Origin of the sequence: Caballeronia sp. GAWG1-5s-s, from assembly GCF_023631445.1 — a bacterium.
Classification (GTDB): Bacteria; Pseudomonadota; Gammaproteobacteria; order Burkholderiales; family Burkholderiaceae; genus Caballeronia.
This window is the reverse complement of the sequence record NZ_JALQDC010000015.1, coordinates 1-18,110: the sequence shown is the minus strand read 5'-3', so window position 1 is coordinate 18,110 and position 18,110 is coordinate 1. Positions and strand designations below refer to the sequence as shown.

Below are 18,110 nucleotides of genomic sequence, written 5' to 3'. Positions count from 1 at the left end.
AAGAAGGTCTGCGCTTCGCAATCCGCGAAGGCGGCCGTACCGTCGGCGCAGGTGTCGTTGCGAAGATTATCGAGTAAGAGCCAGAGATCTCTCGGTAGTCTGTAGTTTTCGGGGTCGGCGAAACCGTCGGCCCCAAACGGTTTAGGGGTATAGCTCAACTGGCAGAGCGTCGGTCTCCAAAACCGAAGGTTGGGGGTTCGATTCCCTCTGCCCCTGCCACATTCTCGCGCCAGGTGGCGCTGCTTAAGGTGTTATGGCGAATCCTTCAGTCGAAACTGTAAATACTTCCAGCGATAAGTTGATGTTGGTGGCTGGGGTATTGTTGGTCTTGGCCGGGTTCGTGGGTTTCTTTCTGCTCAGCGGCCAAGAGTGGTATGTCCGCGGTGCGGCGCTTGCTGTCGGTTTGGTTGCTGGTGTCGCTGTCGGCCTTCTGTCTGCGCCTGGGAAGGGCTTCATCGCCTTCGCGAAGGACTCGTACAAAGAAGTGCGAAAGGTCGTTTGGCCTACGCGAAAAGAGGCGACGCAGACCACGCTGGTGGTCTTCGCATTCGTCCTCATCATGGCCATCTTCCTTTGGCTTAGCGACAAGTCAATCGAATGGGTAATTTTCTCGGCGATTCTGGGTTGGAAATGATATGAGCGATACTCCGACATCTCCGAGTGGAAAGCGTTGGTATGTAGTGCACGCCTACTCCGGCATGGAGAAGAGCGTGCAACGTGCGCTTCAGGAGCGCATCGAGCGGGCAGGAATGCAGGACCAATTCGGTCAGATTCTTGTTCCGACCGAGGAAGTAGTGGAAGTCAAGGGTGGCCACAAATCGGTCACCGAGCGTCGTTTCTTCCCGGGCTACGTCCTGGTCGAGATGGAAATGACGGATGAGACCTGGCACCTCGTGAAGAACACGGCGAAGGTCACGGGTTTCGTCGGCGGTGCACGCAATCGGCCGAGCCCGATTTCGCCGCGCGAGGTCGAGAAGATCATGTCGCAGATGCAGGAAGGTGTCGAGAAGCCGCGGCCAAAGACCCTTTTCGAAGTCGGCGAGATGGTGCGTGTGAAGGAAGGCCCGTTCACCGACTTCAACGGCAACGTCGAGGAAGTCAACTACGAGAAGTCCCGCGTTCGCGTTTCAGTCACGATCTTCGGGCGATCGACGCCGGTTGAGCTTGAGTTCGGCCAGGTCGAAAAGGTTTAAGAATACGTCGCGCGAGGTCATCGGCCTCGCGCGATTCGCGCTTACGGCCCGCGTAATGGCCGTTGAGGAGCGTCAGTAGTCGTCAAGTCGAACGCGCGCTATCACTCACCGAACGCTCACGCGTTCAGCAGAGGTTTTCAACATGGCAAAGAAAATCATCGGCTTTATCAAGCTGCAGATTCCTGCAGGTAAAGCCAATCCGTCGCCGCCGGTCGGTCCGGCGCTGGGCCAGCGCGGCCTGAACATCATGGAGTTCTGCAAGGCGTTCAACGCGCAGACTCAGGGCATGGAGCCGGGTCTGCCGGTGCCGGTCGTCATTACGGCATTCGCGGACAAGAGCTTCACGTTCATCATGAAGACGCCGCCGGCTACCGTTCTGATCAAGAAGGCAGCGGCAGTGCAAAAGGGTTCGAGCAAGCCGCACACCGACAAGGTCGGCAACATCACCCGCGCTCAAGCGGAAGAAATCGCGAAGACCAAGATGCCGGACCTTACGGCAGCTGATCTGGACGCAGCCGTGCGCACCATCGCCGGTAGCGCGCGTTCGATGGGTATCACTGTGGAGGGCGTGTAAATGGCTAAGCTTTCGAAGCGCCTTCAGGCATTTGCAAACAAGGTCGATCGTCAGAAGCTGTATCCGATCGACGACGCGCTGAACCTGATCAAGGAATGCGCAAACGCCAAGTTCGACGAGTCGATCGACGTTGCCGTTCAGCTCGGCATCGACGCGAAGAAGTCGGACCAAGTGGTTCGTGGTTCCGTCGTTCTGCCCGCCGGCACCGGCAAGTCGGTTCGCGTTGCAGTGTTCGCGCAAGGCGACAAGGCCGAGCAAGCACGTGCAGCTGGCGCGGACGTGGTCGGCATGGAAGACCTGGCTGAGCAAGTCAAGGCCGGCAATCTGAACTTCGACGTCGTGATCGCTTCGCCGGACACGATGCGCGTGGTCGGTACGTTGGGCCAGATCCTCGGTCCGCGCGGCCTCATGCCGAACCCGAAGGTCGGCACCGTGACACCGGACGTCGCTCAAGCGGTCAAGAATGCCAAGGCTGGTCAGGTGCAATTCCGTGTCGACAAAGCCGGTATCATTCACGGCACGATCGGCCGTGCTTCGTTCGAACCCGCTTCGCTGCGTCAGAACTTGTCGGCGCTGATCGATGCGCTGAACAAGGCTAAGCCGGCGACGAGCAAGGGCGTGTATCTGCGCAAGATCGCGCTGTCGAGCACGATGGGTGTTGGCGTTCGCGTGGACCAAGCCACGCTCGCGCAACAGTAAGAATCTAGACGCGGTCGCTAGACCGCGTTCTCAAGGGCTTTGGGCGGTTGCGCAACAGTCGTTTCGTTGAGCAGCCGGTTGTCAAAGACCGTTGGTGGCGGTGCAGCAGTTGGGCGGCGCCTTAATTCAAGCCAACGCAGATGGCGAACCCGAAACAGTTTTGCAGTGGTTGAAGCCGGTTGTCGATCGTTCTCAGATGGTCACCAACCGCTTGAAATACTCCTAACAGTCGGACGCCGTTGTCGAACGTGGTGCATGAAGGTTGGACACCTGAGTGCATCGAATCTGGAGGTTTAACCGTGCCACTGAACAAAGAAGATAAGCAGGCAGTCGTCGCTGAAGTCGCCGCGCAAGTCGCGAAGGCTCAGACGATGGTGCTCGCTGAGTATCGTGGGATCACGGTTGGCGATCTGACCAAGCTGCGCGCGAAAGCGCGTGAGCAACAGGTGTATCTGCGCGTGTTGAAGAACACGCTGGCGCGTCGCGCCGTCGAAGGTACCCCGTTCGCTCCGCTGGCTGAGCAGATGACCGGTCCTCTGATCTACGGCATCTCGGAAGATGCCATTGCCGCAGCCAAGGTCGTCAACGACTTCGGCAAGAGCAATGACAAGTTGATCATCAAGGCTGGTTCCTACGAAGGCAAGGTGATGGACAAGGCGGGCGTGCAAGCGCTGGCCAACATCCCGAGCCGCGAAGAGCTGCTCTCCAAGCTGTTGTTCGTCATGCAAGCACCTGTTTCCGGCTTCGCGCGCGCTCTCGCCGCGCTGGCAGAGAAGCAAGGCGAAGCTGCATAACGTCACGCTTGAGCCACAGTTGCTCAGTTAGGTAAAGATCGCTAGCTCGATCCGAATTCAATTTAGGAGTATTTCAAATGGCAATCGCAAAAGAAGACATCCTGGAAGCCGTTGGCGCGATGTCGGTTCTGGAACTGAACGAGCTGGTCAAGGCGTTCGAAGAGAAGTTTGGCGTGTCGGCAGCTGCTGTTGCGGTCGCTGGCCCGGCTGCTGGCGGTGCTGCCGCTGCTGCTGAAGAGCAAACCGAATTCACGGTGAACCTGCTCGAAGCCGGCGCGAACAAGGTCTCGGTCATTAAGGCTGTTCGTGAACTGACGGGTCTCGGCCTGAAGGAAGCGAAGGACCTGGTCGACGGCGCACCGAAGCCCATCAAGGAAGCGGTGCCCAAGGCTGCTGCTGAAGAAGCGAAGAAGAAGCTGGAAGACGCAGGCGCGAAGGCTGAAATCAAGTAAGTTTCATTGCGCTGTGCGAAGGCTGGCGGTTTTTCACCGCCGGCCTTTTTGTGCTTTGTGGGGTCCGAGTTTTTATGCGCGTTGGCAAGCATAAACGGCCCCGCAGAAGCCAAAGACAACGGTCGGATCGGCAATATATTCCGGCAGTTGTCTTTGTCTTCTGAAGCGACTGCAGAAGGCAAGTTTGGTCGGGTAGCGGGAAACACAGGCATCCGCTGCCGTCAGCCAGCGGTTGGTAGCGGCCAACCACCAAGCTTCTAGACTCGCGCGTCCTCCCCGGACAGCGGCGCGGGTCTCAGTCGGTGAACACCGGGCCGTGTCGTCGAGGTATCCCGCCTCGGTAACGCCCGCCGTGATTCGGAGATCGTATGCAATATTCCTTCACCGAGAAGAAGCGTATTCGCAAGAGTTTCGCGAAGCGCCCCATCGTTCACCAAGTTCCCTTTTTGCTGGCGACCCAGCTTGAATCATTCCAGACGTTTCTGCAAGCGGAGACGTCTTCTTCGCAGCGCAAGGCAGAAGGCTTGCAAGCTGCGTTCACCTCTGTTTTCCCGATCGTTTCGCACAATGGCTTTGCGCGGCTGGAATTCGTCAGCTACATGCTGTCGCCGCCCGCATTCAACATCAAGGAATGCCAGCAGCGCGGCCTGACCTATTGCTCCGCCCTGCGCGCGAAGGTTCGTCTCGTTCTGCTCGACAAAGAGTCGCCGAGCAAGCCTGTCGTGAAGGAAGTCAAGGAACAGGAAGTGTACATGGGCGAAATTCCGCTCATGACGCCGACTGGTTCTTTCGTCATCAACGGTACTGAGCGCGTGATCGTGTCGCAGCTCCACCGTTCGCCGGGCGTGTTCTTCGAGCACGACAAGGGCAAGACGCATAGCTCCGGCAAGCTGCTGTTCTCGGCGCGCATCATTCCTTACCGCGGTTCGTGGCTCGACTTCGAGTTCGACCCGAAGGACGTGCTGTACTTCCGCGTCGACCGTCGCCGCAAAATGCCGGTCACGATTCTGCTGAAGGCCATCGGCCTGACGCCGGAACAGATCCTCGCGAACTTCTTCGTATTCGACAACTTCGCGCTGATGAGCGAAGGCGCGCAGATGGAATTCGTGCCCGAGCGCCTGCGCGGTGAAGTTGCGCGCTTCGACATTCAGGATCGCGAAGGCAACGTCATCGTCACGAAGGACAAGCGGATCAACGCGAAACACATTCGCGACCTCGAAAACGCCAAGACGAAGTTCATCTCGGTGCCCGAGGAGTATCTGCTCGGCCGCGTGCTCGCGAAGAACGTGATCGATCCCGACACGGGCGAAGTCATTGCGAACGCCAACGAGGAAATCACCGAAACGGTCCTCGAGAAGCTGCGCGAAGCGAAGGTCAAGGAAATCCAGACGCTGTACACGAACGATCTCGACCAGGGTCCGTACATCTCGTCGACGCTGCGTATCGACGAAACCGCGGACAAGATGGCCGCGCGTATCGCGATCTACCGCATGATGCGTCCGGGCGAACCGCCGACCGAAGAAGCGGTCGAGGCGCTGTTTAATCGTCTGTTCTACAGCGAAGACGCGTACGACCTGTCGAAGGTCGGCCGCATGAAGTTCAACCGCCGCGTGGGCCGCGATGAAATCATCGGGCCGATGACGCTGCAGGACGACGACATCCTCGCGACCATCAAGATTCTCGTCGAGCTGCGTAACGGCAAGGGCGAAGTGGACGACATCGACCACTTGGGCAATCGTCGCGTGCGTTGCGTCGGCGAACTCGCGGAGAACCAGTTCCGCGCGGGTCTCGTGCGTGTCGAGCGTGCTGTGAAGGAACGCCTCGGCCAGGCCGAAAGCGAAAACCTGATGCCGCACGACTTGATCAACTCGAAGCCGATTTCGTCGGCGATTCGCGAGTTCTTCGGTTCGTCGCAGCTGTCGCAGTTCATGGACCAGACCAACCCGCTGTCGGAGATCACGCACAAGCGTCGCGTTTCCGCACTCGGCCCGGGCGGTCTGACGCGTGAACGCGCAGGCTTCGAAGTCCGCGACGTGCATCCGACGCACTACGGCCGCGTGTGCCCGATCGAAACGCCGGAAGGTCCGAACATCGGCCTGATCAACTCGCTCGCGCTGTACGCGCACCTGAACGAATACGGCTTCCTCGAAACGCCGTATCGCAAGGTCGTGGACGGCAAGGTGACGGACCAGATCGACTACCTGTCGGCGATCGAAGAAGGCCGTTACGTGATCGCGCAGGCGAACGCCGCAGTGGCCGTAGACGGCACGCTGACCGACGAACTCGTGTCGTCGCGAGAAGCCGGCGAAACGCTGATGGTCACGCCGGACCGCATTCAGTACATGGACGTGGCGCCGTCGCAGATCGTGTCGGTCGCGGCATCGCTGATTCCGTTCCTCGAGCACGACGACGCGAACCGCGCGTTGATGGGCTCGAACATGCAGCGTCAGGCCGTGCCGTGTCTGCGTCCGGAAAAGCCGGTCGTCGGTACGGGCATCGAGCGTACCGTGGCGGTCGACTCGGGCACGACGGTTCAGGCCATGCGTGGCGGTGTCGTGGATTACGTGGACGCGGGCCGTATCGTGATTCGCGTGAACGACGATGAAGCCGTCGCCGGCGATGTCGGCGTGGACATCTACAACCTGATCAAGTACACGCGTTCGAACCAGAACACGAACATCAACCAGCGTCCGATCGTGAAGATGGGCGACAAGGTCTCGCGCGGTGACGTGCTGGCCGACGGCGCCTCGACGGATCTGGGCGAGCTCGCGCTCGGCCAGAACATGCTGGTCGCGTTCATGCCGTGGAACGGCTACAACTTCGAAGACTCGATCCTGATCTCGGAAAAGGTCGTCGCGGACGATCGTTACACGTCGATCCACATCGAAGAACTGAACGTCGTGGCTCGCGACACGAAGCTCGGACCGGAAGAAATCACGCGCGACATTTCGAACCTCGCGGAAGTGCAGCTTGGCCGTCTCGACGAGTCGGGCATCGTGTACATCGGCGCGGAAGTCGAAGCGGGCGACGTGCTGGTCGGCAAGGTCACGCCGAAGGGCGAAACCCAGCTGACGCCGGAAGAAAAGCTGCTGCGCGCGATCTTCGGCGAGAAGGCATCGGACGTGAAGGACACGTCGCTGCGCGTGCCGTCGGGCATGAGCGGCACGGTCATCGACGTGCAGGTGTTCACGCGCGAAGGCATCACGCGCGACAAGCGCGCGCAACAGATCATCGACGATGAACTGAAGCGTTACCGCCTGGACCTGAACGACCAGCTTCGTATCGTGGAAGGCGACGCGTTCTCGCGTCTCGCGCGCATGCTGAACGGCAAGGTCGCGAACGGCGGTCCGAAGAAGCTCGCGAAGGGCACGAAGATCGACCTCGCGTACCTCGAAGACCTCGACCACTACCACTGGTTCGACATCCGCCTCGCGGACGAAGAAGCAGCGGCGCAGCTCGAAGCCATCAAGGACTCGATCGAGCAGAAGCGTCACCAATTCGACCTCGCGTTCGAAGAGAAGCGTAAGAAGCTCACGCAAGGCGACGAACTGCCGCCGGGCGTGCTGAAGATGGTCAAGGTGTATCTCGCCGTGAAGCGTCGCCTGCAGCCTGGCGACAAGATGGCGGGCCGTCACGGTAACAAGGGCGTCGTGTCGAAGATCGTGCCGATCGAAGACATGCCGTACATGGCCGATGGCCGTCCGGCCGACGTCGTGCTGAATCCGCTCGGCGTGCCGTCGCGGATGAACGTGGGTCAGATTCTCGAAGTGCATCTGGGCTGGGCCGCGAAGGGTCTCGGCTGGCGCATCGGCGAAATGATGCAGCGTCAGGCGAAGATCGAAGAACTGCGTCAGTTCCTCACGCAGATCTACAACGAGTCGGGCCGCAAGGAAGAGCTGGAAGGCTTCTCGGACGACGAAATCGTGGAACTGGCGAAGAACCTGCGCGAAGGCGTGCCGTTCGCGACGCCGGTGTTCGACGGCGCGACGGAAGACGAAATGTCGCGCGCGCTGGACCTCGCGTTCCCGGACGACGTGGCGCAGAACCTCGGCATGAACGCGTCGAAGAACCAGGTCACGCTGCACGACGGCCGCACCGGCGAGCCGTTCGAGCGCAAGGTGACGGTCGGCTACATGCATTACCTGAAGCTGCACCACCTGGTCGACGACAAGATGCACGCGCGTTCGACCGGTCCGTACTCGCTCGTCACGCAGCAGCCGCTGGGTGGTAAGGCGCAGTTCGGTGGCCAGCGTTTCGGTGAAATGGAAGTGTGGGCGCTCGAGGCGTATGGCGCATCGTATGTGCTGCAGGAAATGCTGACGGTCAAGTCGGACGACGTGACGGGCCGGACGAAGGTGTATGAGAACCTCGTCAAGGGCGATCACGTGATCGACGCCGGCATGCCGGAATCCTTCAACGTGTTGGTGAAGGAAATCCGCTCGCTCGGTATCGACATCGATCTCGACCGCAACTAATCGGACTACGGAGAGAAAGCAATGAAAGCTCTGCTCGATCTATTCAAGCAAGTCCAACAAGAAGAAGTTTTTGATGCGATCAAGATCGGCCTCGCGTCGCCCGACAAGATCCGTTCGTGGTCGTTCGGCGAAGTGAAGAAGCCGGAGACCATCAACTACCGCACGTTCAAGCCGGAGCGGGATGGTCTGTTTTGCGCGAAGATTTTCGGGCCGATCAAGGACTACGAGTGCCTGTGCGGCAAGTACAAGCGCCTCAAGCACCGTGGCGTGATCTGCGAGAAGTGCGGCGTCGAAGTGACGCTGGCCAAGGTGCGCCGCGAGCGCATGGGCCACATCGAACTCGCTTCGCCGGTCGCGCACATCTGGTTTTTGAAGTCGCTGCCGTCGCGTCTGGGCATGGTGCTCGACATGACGCTGCGCGACATCGAGCGCGTGCTGTACTTCGAAGCGTACGTGGTGATCGATCCGGGCATGACGCCGCTGAAAGCGCGGCAGATCATGACGGAAGAGGATTACTACAACAAGGTCGAAGAGTACGGTGACGAATTCCGTGCCGAAATGGGCGCGGAAGGCGTGCGCGAACTGCTGCGTTCGATCAACATCGACGAGCAGGTCGAACTGCTGCGCACCGAGCTCAAGAACACGGGTTCCGAAGCGAAGATCAAGAAGTACGCGAAGCGCCTGAAGGTGCTCGAGGCTTTCCAGCGTTCGGGCATCAAGCCTGACTGGATGGTGCTCGAAGTGCTGCCGGTGCTGCCGCCGGAACTGCGTCCGCTCGTGCCGCTCGACGGCGGCCGTTTCGCGACGTCGGACCTGAACGACCTGTATCGCCGCGTCATCAACCGTAACAACCGGTTGAAGCGTCTGCTCGAACTGAAGGCGCCTGAAATCATCGTCCGCAACGAAAAGCGGATGCTGCAGGAAGCCGTCGATTCGCTGCTCGACAACGGCCGTCGCGGTAAGGCGATGACCGGCGCGAACAAGCGTCCGCTGAAGTCGCTCGCTGACATGATCAAGGGCAAGGGCGGTCGTTTCCGTCAGAACCTGCTCGGTAAGCGCGTGGACTACTCGGGCCGTTCGGTGATCGTGGTCGGCCCGACGCTCAAGCTGCATCAGTGCGGCCTGCCGAAGCTGATGGCGCTCGAACTGTTCAAGCCGTTCATCTTCAACAAGCTGGAAGTGATGGGTGTCGCTACCACCATCAAGGCTGCGAAGAAGGAAGTCGAGAACCAGACGCCGGTGGTGTGGGACATCCTCGAAGAGGTGATCCGCGAGCATCCGGTCATGCTGAACCGCGCGCCGACGCTGCACCGTCTCGGCATTCAGGCTTTCGAGCCGGTGCTGATCGAAGGTAAGGCAATCCAGCTGCACCCGCTGGTTTGCGCGGCGTTCAACGCCGACTTCGACGGTGACCAGATGGCCGTTCACGTGCCGCTGTCGCTCGAAGCGCAGATGGAAGCGCGCACGCTGATGCTGGCGTCGAACAACGTCCTGTTCCCGGCCAACGGCGATCCGTCGATCGTGCCGTCGCAGGATATCGTGCTCGGCCTGTACTACGCATCGCGTGAAGCGATCAACGGCAAGGGCGAGGGACTCACGTTCACGGGCGTGTCGGAAGTGATCCGCGCGTACGAGAACAAGGAAGTCGAGCTGGCTTCGCGCGTCAACGTGCGTATCACCGAAATGGTGGCGAACGAAGACACGAGCGAAGGTGCGCCGAAGTTCGTGCCGAAGGTCACGCTGTACGCGACGACCGTCGGCCGTTCGATCCTGTCGGAGATTCTGCCGCCGGGCCTGCCGTTCTCGGTGCTGAACAAGCCGCTGAAGAAGAAGGAAATTTCGCGCCTGATCAACACGGCGTTCCGCAAGTGCGGTCTGCGCGAAACGGTGATCTTCGCCGACCAGCTGATGCAGATGGGCTTCCGCCTCGCGACGCGCGCCGGTATCTCGATTTGCGTGGACGACATGCTCGTGCCGCCGCAGAAAGAGACGATCGTCGGCGACGCCGCGAAGAAGGTGAAGGAATACGACCGTCAGTACATGTCGGGTCTCGTCACCGCGCAGGAGCGCTACAACAACGTGGTCGACATCTGGTCGGCAACGTCGGAAAGCGTCGGCAAGGCGATGATGGAGCAGCTCGCAACCGAACCGGTCATCGACCGTGACGGCAACGAGACGAAGCAGGAGTCGTTCAACTCCATCTACATGATGGCCGACTCGGGCGCGCGTGGTTCCGCGGTGCAGATTCGTCAGCTGGCCGGTATGCGCGGCCTGATGGCGAAGCCGGACGGCTCGATTATCGAGACGCCGATTACCGCGAACTTCCGCGAAGGCCTGAACGTGCTGCAGTACTTCATCTCGACGCACGGCGCGCGTAAGGGTCTGGCGGATACGGCACTGAAGACGGCGAACTCGGGTTACCTGACGCGTCGTCTCGTGGACGTGACGCAGGATCTGGTCGTGGTCGAAGACGATTGCGGTACGTCGAACGGCGTGGCGATGAAGGCGTTGGTCGAAGGCGGTGAAGTCGTCGAAGCGCTGCGTGACCGTATTCTCGGTCGCGTCGCGGTGGCGGACGTCGTCAATCCGGAAACGCAGGAAACGCTGTTCGCTTCCGGCGATCTGCTGGACGAAGACGCGGTGGAAGAGATCGAGCGTCTCGGCATCGACGAAGTGCGCGTGCGCACGCCGCTCACCTGCGAAACGCGCTACGGCCTGTGCGCCGCGTGCTACGGCCGCGACCTCGGCCGCGGCTCGCGCGTGAACGTGGGCGAAGCGGTCGGCGTGATCGCGGCGCAGTCGATCGGCGAGCCGGGCACGCAGCTGACCATGCGTACGTTCCACATCGGTGGTGCGGCATCGCGTGCGGCGGTTGCATCGACGGTGGAAGCGAAGAGCAACGGTACGGTGCGTTTCACGGCCACGATGCGCTACGTGACCAACGCGAAGGGCGAGCAGGTCGTCATTTCGCGTTCGGGCGAAGCGATCATCGCGGACGACCTCGGTCGCGAGCGTGAGCGTCACAAGATTCCATACGGCGCGACGCTGCTGCAACTCGACGGCGCAACGATCAAGGCCGGCTCGCAACTCGCGCAATGGGATCCGCTGACGCGTCCGATCATCACCGAGTGGGGCGGTACGGTGAAGTTCGAAAACGTCGAGGAAGGCGTGACGGTCGCCAAGCAGATCGACGACGTGACCGGTCTTTCGACGCTCGTCGTGATCGACGCGAAGCGCCGCGGCTCGCAGGCTGGCAAGAGCGTGCGTCCGCAGGTCAAGCTGCTCGACGCGAACGGCGAGGAAGTGAAGATCCCGAACACCGAGCATTCGGTGCAGATCGGCTTCCAGGTCGGCGCACTGATCACCGTGAAGGATGGTCAGCAAGTGCAGGTCGGTGAAGTGCTGGCGCGTATCCCGGTTGAAGCGCAGAAGACGCGTGACATTACCGGTGGTCTGCCGCGCGTGGCCGAACTGTTCGAAGCGCGCTCGCCGAAGGACGCCGGCATTCTGGCGGAAGTCACGGGTACGACGTCGTTCGGTAAGGACACGAAGGGCAAGCAGCGTCTCGTCATCACGGACCTCGAGGGCAATCAGCACGAGTTCCTGATCGCGAAGGAAAAGCAGGTGCTGGTGCACGATGGTCAGGTCGTCAACAAGGGCGAAATGATCGTCGACGGTCCTGCGGATCCGCACGACATCCTGCGTCTGCAGGGTATCGAGGCGTTGTCGCGCTACATCGTGGACGAAGTGCAGGACGTGTACCGTCTGCAAGGCGTGAAGATCAACGACAAGCACATTGAAGTGATCGTGCGTCAGATGCTGCGCCGCGTGCAGATCGTCGACAACGGCGATACGCGCTTCATTCCGGGCGAACAAGTCGAGCGGTCGGACATGCTCGACGAGAACGACCGCATGATCGCGGAAGACAAGCGTCCGGCGACGTACGAGAACGTGCTGCTCGGTATCACGAAGGCTTCGCTCTCGACCGATTCGTTCATCTCGGCGGCGTCGTTCCAGGAAACGACTCGCGTGCTGACCGAAGCGGCGATCATGGGCAAGCGCGACGATCTGCGCGGTCTGAAGGAAAACGTGATCGTCGGCCGTCTGATTCCGGCCGGTACGGGTCTCGCGTTCCACAAGGCGCGCAAGAGCAAGGAAATGTCGGATCGCGAACGCTTCGACCAGATCGCTGCCGAAGAGGCATTCGATTTCGGTACGCCGGAAGCCCCGGCAACGGAGCAGCAGCCGCATACCAACGAGTAAGCGTCTTTCGCTCGTAGCACCTAGAACCGCCCGGTTTTCGCCGGGCGGTTTTTTTTCGCCGCTTCTTTTCGTTCTCGCGCGTCGGCCGAACGGCTAACGTTGCGATTCACGCGTGGGCGCGCGCGCTCGCGTTGATAGAATTCGTTATCCTCCACGCCGCAGTCCGCGCTTCTTTCCTATGTCCCGTCCGCTCGAAATCCTCAACGAAGTATTCGGCTATCCGGCCTTTCGCGGACAGCAGGCGGAAATCGTCGAACATGTCGCGAACGGCGGCGATTCGCTCGTGTTGATGCCGACGGGCGGCGGAAAGTCGCTGTGCTATCAGATTCCGTCGCTGGTACGCAAAGAGGCTGGCTTCGGCGCGGGCATCGTCGTTTCGCCGCTGATTGCGCTAATGCAGGATCAGGTTGCCGCGCTCACCGAACTGGGCGTGCGCGCGGCGTATCTCAATTCCACGCTTTCGGGCGCGGAAGCCGCCGCGACCGAACGGGCGCTGCGCAACGGCAGCATCGATCTGCTGTACGTCGCGCCAGAGCGTCTCATGACGCCGCGGTTTCTCGACCTGCTCGAAAGCTCGCCTGTTGGACTTTTTGCGATCGACGAGGCGCACTGCGTCTCGCAATGGGGCCACGACTTCCGGCCTGAATACATTCAGCTGTCGGTGCTGCACGAGCGTTTCCCGAACGTGCCGCGCATCGCGCTCACCGCAACGGCGGACGCGATCACGCGCGATGAAATCGTGCACCGCCTTGCGCTCGACGACGCGCGCATCTTCGTGTCGAGCTTCGACCGGCCGAATATCCGCTATCGGATCGTCGAGAAGGACAACGCGCGCTCGCAACTGCTCGACTTCATTCGCGCCGAGCACACGAACAAGGACGGCACGACGGACGCGGGCGTGGTCTATTGCCTCTCGCGCCGGAAGGTGGAGGAAACCGCCGACTGGCTCAAGGGGCAGGGCGTTCGCGCGTTGCCGTACCACGCCGGCATGGAGTTCGAGACGCGCCAGAAGCATCAGGAGATGTTCCAGCGCGAGGAAGGCATCGTGATGTGCGCGACGATCGCGTTCGGCATGGGCATCGACAAGCCGGACGTGCGGTTCGTGGCGCACCTGGATTTGCCGAAGAGCGTCGAAGGCTATTACCAGGAAACCGGGCGCGCGGGCCGCGACGGCCTGCCCGCGAACGCGTGGATGGCGTACGGCCTGGGCGATGTCGTGCAGCAGCGCAAGATGATCGACGAATCCGTCGCTGACGACGCGCACAAGCGCGTGCAGACAGGCAAGCTCGACGCGCTCCTCGGCCTTTGTGAAGCCGCGACGTGCCGCCGCGTGCGCCTGCTCGCCTACTTCGGCGAGACGAGCACGCCGTGCGGCAACTGCGATACGTGTCTGGAACCGCCGGCGTCGTGGGACGCGACGCGCGAGGCGCAGATGGCGCTGTCGTGCGTGTATCGCGCGCAGAAGGCCAGTGGTTTCCATTTCGGCGCGGGGCATCTGATCGACATTCTGCGCGGCACGCGTAGCGAAAAGGTCTTGCAGCGCGGACACGACAAGCTGTCCACCTTCGGCGTCGGCGCGAGCCTGTCGGAGCCGGAGTGGCGCGCGGTTTTCCGGCAACTGGTCGCGTTCGGCTTTCTTGCCGTCGATCATGACGGGTTCGGCGCGCTCGTGCTGACCGACGCCAGCAAGCCCGTGCTGAAGGGCGAAGAGCGCGTCACGCTGCGCAAGTACGTGAAGCCGGTGCGCAACCGGCAGTCGTCAGGCCGAACCGGCGAGCGCGCCGACCCGACCGCAGGCATGTCGCCGCGCGAGAAAGCGCGATGGGATCGCTTGCGGACGTGGCGGGCCGAGACCGCGAAAACCGACGGCGTGCCGGCGTACGTCATCTTCCACGACGCGACGCTTGCCGAAATCGCGCGGAGCGATCCCGATACGATCGACGACTTGCGGCACATTCCGGGCATCGGCGTGCGCAAACTCGAGCGTTTCGGCGACGAACTGCTCGACGTGGTCGGCGCGGACTGACGTCGCGTCGGCGAGTGAGCCAGGATTTCACGCAACGTATTGACCGCATTGGTATTTTCAGAATATCATGCTAGGTTCTCGTTCTTGGCGAGTTTCGGGATCCTGCTTAACGCTGGGTCCGCGCAAGCAAGAGCCATTTACGAGAAGTCAGACGCGCGGTTTCTTCGCTTTGCCCGTTCGGAATCGCGCCGATTTTGTTCATTTTTAGGATTAAACGATGCCAACCATCAATCAACTGGTTCGCAAAGGCCGCGCGTCGGAAACGACGAAGAGCAAGTCGCCGGCCCTGCAGGACTGCCCGCAGCGTCGCGGCGTGTGCACCCGCGTGTACACGACGACGCCGAAGAAGCCGAACTCGGCACTTCGTAAAGTTGCAAAGGTTCGTCTCACGAACGGCTTCGAAGTCATTTCGTACATCGGTGGTGAAGGCCACAACCTGCAGGAACACTCGGTCGTGCTGATTCGCGGCGGTCGTGTGAAGGACTTGCCGGGTGTGCGTTACCACATGGTCCGCGGCTCGCTGGATACCCAGGGCGTCAAGGATCGTAAGCAGGCTCGCTCGAAGTACGGTGCGAAGCGTGCCAAGGCTGGCAAGTAATCGCCGGTTCGAGTAGTCGAAGTAGTTTCAGGTCGCCGCAAGGCGGTTAATGCGGTGGTGCCGGATGTGCCGGCGCTGTCGAGTAAGTGGTCACCCGGCCAAGCTGGTTTAGTCGAGAGATGGATCGGGTTAGTTGGTGGCCGCGGAGCGAAAGAAACGCTCCAACTGAAAAGGTAAAGGAAGAATCATGCCGCGTCGTCGCGAAGTCCCCAAGCGGGAAGTATTGCCGGATCCGAAGTTCGGCAACGTAGATGTAGCCAAGTTCATGAACGTGCTGATGTTGTCCGGCAAGAAGTCGGTTGCCGAACGCATCGTGTACGGCGCTTTTGAACAGATCCAGACCAAGGGTGGCAAGGACCCGCTGGAAGTGTTCACGGTCGCGCTCAACAACGTGAAGCCGGTGGTCGAAGTGAAGAGCCGTCGCGTTGGTGGTGCGAACTATCAAGTTCCGGTCGAAGTGCGTCCCTCGCGTCGTATGGCATTGGCGATGCGTTGGTTGCGCGAAGCCGCGAAGAAGCGCAGCGAAAAGTCGATGGCCCTGCGCCTGGCAGGTGAGCTCTCCGAAGCGGCCGAAGGCCGCGGCGGCGCGATGAAGAAGCGCGACGAAGTTCACCGCATGGCAGAGGCTAACAAGGCATTCTCGCATTTCCGTTTCTAAGCTCCCGCTCATAGGGCAACGGAAAAATCAGGGCGGGTGCGCTAGTTCGGCGCCTCGCCCGTTTGTGTTAGGGCGCTGCCGGCTCATTGACTGAGTCGGCGCGTCGACCGAATAAAGGATCCAAAGTGGCTCGCAAGACACCTATCGAGCGCTACCGCAACATCGGTATTAGCGCTCACATCGACGCCGGCAAAACGACGACGACCGAGCGCATCTTGTTTTACACGGGCGTGAACCACAAGATCGGTGAAGTTCACGACGGCGCAGCAACGATGGACTGGATGGAGCAGGAGCAGGAGCGCGGCATCACCATCACGTCGGCTGCTACCACGGCCTTCTGGAAGGGCATGGGCGGCAACTATCCCGAGCACCGCATCAACATCATCGACACGCCGGGACACGTCGACTTCACGATCGAAGTGGAACGCTCGATGCGCGTGCTCGACGGCGCGTGCATGGTTTACTGCGCAGTGGGCGGCGTGCAGCCGCAGTCGGAAACGGTGTGGCGTCAGGCGAACAAGTACAAGGTTCCCCGTCTCGCGTTCGTCAACAAGATGGACCGCACCGGCGCGAACTTCTTCAAGGTCTACGACCAGCTGAAGACGCGTCTAAAGGCGAATCCGGTGCCCGTCGTCGTGCCGATCGGCTCCGAAGAAAACTTCAAGGGCGTCGTCGATCTGCTGAAGATGAAGGCGATCATTTGGGACGAAGCGTCGCAAGGCACGAAATTCGACTACGTCGACATTCCGGCTGAACTCGTCGACACGTGCAACGAGTGGCGCGAGAAGATGATCGAGTCGGCTGCTGAAGCCAGCGAAGAGCTGATGGAAAAGTACCTCGGCGGCGAAGAACTGTCGGAAGCGGAAGTCGTGAAGGCGATCCGCGACCGGACCATCGCGTGCGAAATCCAGCCGATGCTGTGCGGCACCGCGTTCAAGAACAAGGGCGTGCAGCGCATGCTCGACGCCGTGATCGACTTCCTGCCGTCGCCGGTCGACATTCCGCCGGTTACGGGCGAACTCGAAAGCGGCGAGAAGGCCGAGCGGCGTGCTGCCGACGACGAGAAGTTCTCGGCACTCGCGTTCAAGATCATGACGGACCCGTTCGTCGGTCAGCTGATCTTCTTCCGCGTGTACTCGGGCGTCGTGAATTCGGGTGACACCGTGCTGAACGCGACCAAGGACAAGAAGGAACGTCTGGGTCGTATTCTGCAGATGCACGCGAACCAGCGCGAAGAAATCAAGGAAGTGCGCGCGGGCGACATCGCCGCGGCCGTCGGCCTGAAAGAAGCGACCACGGGCGACACGCTGTGCGATCCGCAGAACCCGATCGTGCTCGAACGCATGATTTTCCCGGAGCCGGTGATTTCGCAGGCTGTCGAGCCGAAGACCAAGGCTGACCAGGAAAAGATGGGCCTGGCGCTGAACCGTCTGGCGCAGGAAGACCCGTCGTTCCGCGTGCAAACGGACGAAGAATCGGGCCAGACCATCATTTCGGGCATGGGCGAGCTCCACCTCGAAATTCTGGTCGACCGCATGAAGCGCGAATTCGGCGTGGAAGCGACCGTCGGCAAGCCGCAGGTTGCTTACCGCGAAACCATTCGCACGACGGCGGCTGACGTCGACGGCAAGTTCGTCAAGCAGTCGGGTGGTCGCGGCCAGTACGGTCACGCGGTCATCACGCTGGAGCCGAACGAGCAGGGCAAGGGCTACGAGTTCCTGGACGAGATCAAGGGCGGCGTGATTCCGCGCGAATACATCCCGGCCGTGGACAAGGGTATCCAGGAAACGCTGAAGTCGGGCGTGCTGGCTGGCTTCCCGGTTGTGGACGTGAAGGTGCACCTGACGTTCGGTTCGTACCACGACGTCGACTCGAACGAAAACGCGTTCCGCATGGCCGGCTCGATGGCCTTCAAGGAAGCAATGCGCAAGGCAAGCCCGGTCATCCTCGAACCGATGATGGCTGTGGAAGTCGAAACGCCGGAAGACTACATGGGCAACGTGATGGGCGATTTGTCCGGCCGTCGCGGTATCGTCCAGGGCATGGAAGACATGGTTGGCGGCGGCAAGATCGTTCGCGCCGAAGTGCCGCTGTCGGAAATGTTTGGCTACTCGACGTCCCTGCGCTCGCTGACGCAAGGCCGTGCAACGTACACGATGGAATTCAAGCACTACGCTGAAGCTCCGCGTAACGTCGCCGACGCGATCATCAACGCCAAGGGTAAGTAATACCCGCAAGTCATTCGGCGCAAGCCACAAGCTTTAACCGATAACCAAACTTTGAAAGAAGGTAATCATGGCAAAAGGTAAATTCGAGCGGACCAAGCCGCACGTGAACGTGGGCACGATCGGTCACGTTGACCACGGCAAGACCACGCT

The 18,110-nt window shown here is 60.9% G+C and carries 14 protein-coding genes and 1 tRNA gene; all 15 read left to right on the top strand.

The window, feature by feature from the left end; genetic code table 11:
* Positions 1 to 77, top strand: a 77-nt coding sequence (locus tag NCR34_RS12950; RefSeq protein ID WP_201785588.1) for an EF-Tu C-terminal domain-related protein, incomplete at its 5' end; no start/stop codon positions are given.
* Between the two features lie 66 nt (positions 78 to 143).
* Positions 144 to 219, top strand: a tRNA-Trp gene (locus NCR34_RS12945).
* A 34-nt stretch (positions 220 to 253) separates the two neighbouring features.
* Positions 254 to 634, top strand: a complete 381-nt coding sequence (gene secE, locus NCR34_RS12940) for a preprotein translocase subunit SecE (protein WP_175946423.1) — start codon at positions 254 to 256, stop codon at positions 632 to 634.
* A gap of 1 nt (position 635) precedes the next feature.
* Positions 636 to 1,193, top strand: a complete 558-nt coding sequence (gene nusG, locus NCR34_RS12935; RefSeq protein WP_159837189.1) for a transcription termination/antitermination protein NusG — start codon at positions 636 to 638, stop codon at positions 1,191 to 1,193.
* A gap of 142 nt (positions 1,194 to 1,335) precedes the next feature.
* The gene (rplK, locus tag NCR34_RS12930; RefSeq protein ID WP_008343796.1) at positions 1,336 to 1,767 is read left to right on the top strand and encodes a 50S ribosomal protein L11; all 432 of its coding nucleotides are present in this window, start codon (positions 1,336 to 1,338) and stop codon (positions 1,765 to 1,767) included.
* Positions 1,768 to 2,466, top strand: a complete 699-nt coding sequence (gene rplA, locus NCR34_RS12925) for a 50S ribosomal protein L1 (protein ID WP_175946425.1) — start codon at positions 1,768 to 1,770, stop codon at positions 2,464 to 2,466.
* A gap of 299 nt (positions 2,467 to 2,765) precedes the next feature.
* Entirely contained in the window at positions 2,766 to 3,260 is a 495-nt protein-coding gene (gene rplJ / locus NCR34_RS12920; protein ID WP_159837187.1) for a 50S ribosomal protein L10, read from the top strand.
* A gap of 77 nt (positions 3,261 to 3,337) precedes the next feature.
* On the top strand, positions 3,338 to 3,712 hold the full coding sequence (rplL, locus tag NCR34_RS12915) for a 50S ribosomal protein L7/L12 (protein WP_175946426.1): 375 nt from the start codon (positions 3,338 to 3,340) through the stop codon (positions 3,710 to 3,712).
* Between the two features lie 368 nt (positions 3,713 to 4,080).
* Positions 4,081 to 8,187, top strand: a complete 4,107-nt coding sequence (gene rpoB, locus NCR34_RS12910; protein WP_248320642.1) for a DNA-directed RNA polymerase subunit beta — start codon at positions 4,081 to 4,083, stop codon at positions 8,185 to 8,187.
* A gap of 21 nt (positions 8,188 to 8,208) precedes the next feature.
* Positions 8,209 to 12,450, top strand: coding sequence for a DNA-directed RNA polymerase subunit beta' (gene rpoC / locus NCR34_RS12905; protein WP_248320641.1), 4,242 nt, complete (start codon positions 8,209 to 8,211; stop codon positions 12,448 to 12,450).
* 178 nt (positions 12,451 to 12,628) lie between these two features.
* On the top strand, positions 12,629 to 14,476 hold the full coding sequence (recQ, locus tag NCR34_RS12900; RefSeq protein ID WP_248320640.1) for a DNA helicase RecQ: 1,848 nt from the start codon (positions 12,629 to 12,631) through the stop codon (positions 14,474 to 14,476).
* A gap of 217 nt (positions 14,477 to 14,693) precedes the next feature.
* Entirely contained in the window at positions 14,694 to 15,074 is a 381-nt protein-coding gene (rpsL, locus tag NCR34_RS12895) for a 30S ribosomal protein S12 (RefSeq protein WP_006998493.1), read from the top strand.
* Between the two features lie 187 nt (positions 15,075 to 15,261).
* A complete protein-coding gene (gene rpsG / locus NCR34_RS12890; protein ID WP_006053291.1) occupies positions 15,262 to 15,732 on the top strand; it encodes a 30S ribosomal protein S7 in 471 nt (156 codons plus the stop codon).
* A gap of 125 nt (positions 15,733 to 15,857) precedes the next feature.
* Positions 15,858 to 17,960: an elongation factor G gene (gene fusA / locus NCR34_RS12885; RefSeq protein WP_206467146.1), complete on the top strand. Its 2,103-nt coding sequence runs from the start codon at positions 15,858 to 15,860 to the stop codon at positions 17,958 to 17,960.
* Between the two features lie 67 nt (positions 17,961 to 18,027).
* Positions 18,028 to 18,110, top strand: an 83-nt coding sequence (locus tag NCR34_RS12880) for a GTP-binding protein (RefSeq protein WP_042615313.1), incomplete at its 3' end; no start/stop codon positions are given.

What these genes read in the sequence shown, in the direction of transcription:
- rpoB (WP_248320642.1), top strand. Translation starts at nt 4,081, where the DNA reads ATGCAATATTCCTTCACCGAGAAGAAGCGTATTCGCAAGAGTTTCGCG.
- rplK (WP_008343796.1), top strand. Translation starts at nt 1,336, where the DNA reads ATGGCAAAGAAAATCATCGGCTTTATCAAGCTGCAGATTCCTGCAGGT.
- rplL (WP_175946426.1), top strand. Translation starts at nt 3,338, where the DNA reads ATGGCAATCGCAAAAGAAGACATCCTGGAAGCCGTTGGCGCGATGTCG.
- recQ (WP_248320640.1), top strand. Translation starts at nt 12,629, where the DNA reads ATGTCCCGTCCGCTCGAAATCCTCAACGAAGTATTCGGCTATCCGGCC.
- rpoC (WP_248320641.1), top strand. Translation starts at nt 8,209, where the DNA reads ATGAAAGCTCTGCTCGATCTATTCAAGCAAGTCCAACAAGAAGAAGTT.
- rplA (WP_175946425.1), top strand. Translation starts at nt 1,768, where the DNA reads ATGGCTAAGCTTTCGAAGCGCCTTCAGGCATTTGCAAACAAGGTCGAT.
- rpsL (WP_006998493.1), top strand. Translation starts at nt 14,694, where the DNA reads ATGCCAACCATCAATCAACTGGTTCGCAAAGGCCGCGCGTCGGAAACG.
- secE (WP_175946423.1), top strand. Translation starts at nt 254, where the DNA reads ATGGCGAATCCTTCAGTCGAAACTGTAAATACTTCCAGCGATAAGTTG.
- rpsG (WP_006053291.1), top strand. Translation starts at nt 15,262, where the DNA reads ATGCCGCGTCGTCGCGAAGTCCCCAAGCGGGAAGTATTGCCGGATCCG.
- nusG (WP_159837189.1), top strand. Translation starts at nt 636, where the DNA reads ATGAGCGATACTCCGACATCTCCGAGTGGAAAGCGTTGGTATGTAGTG.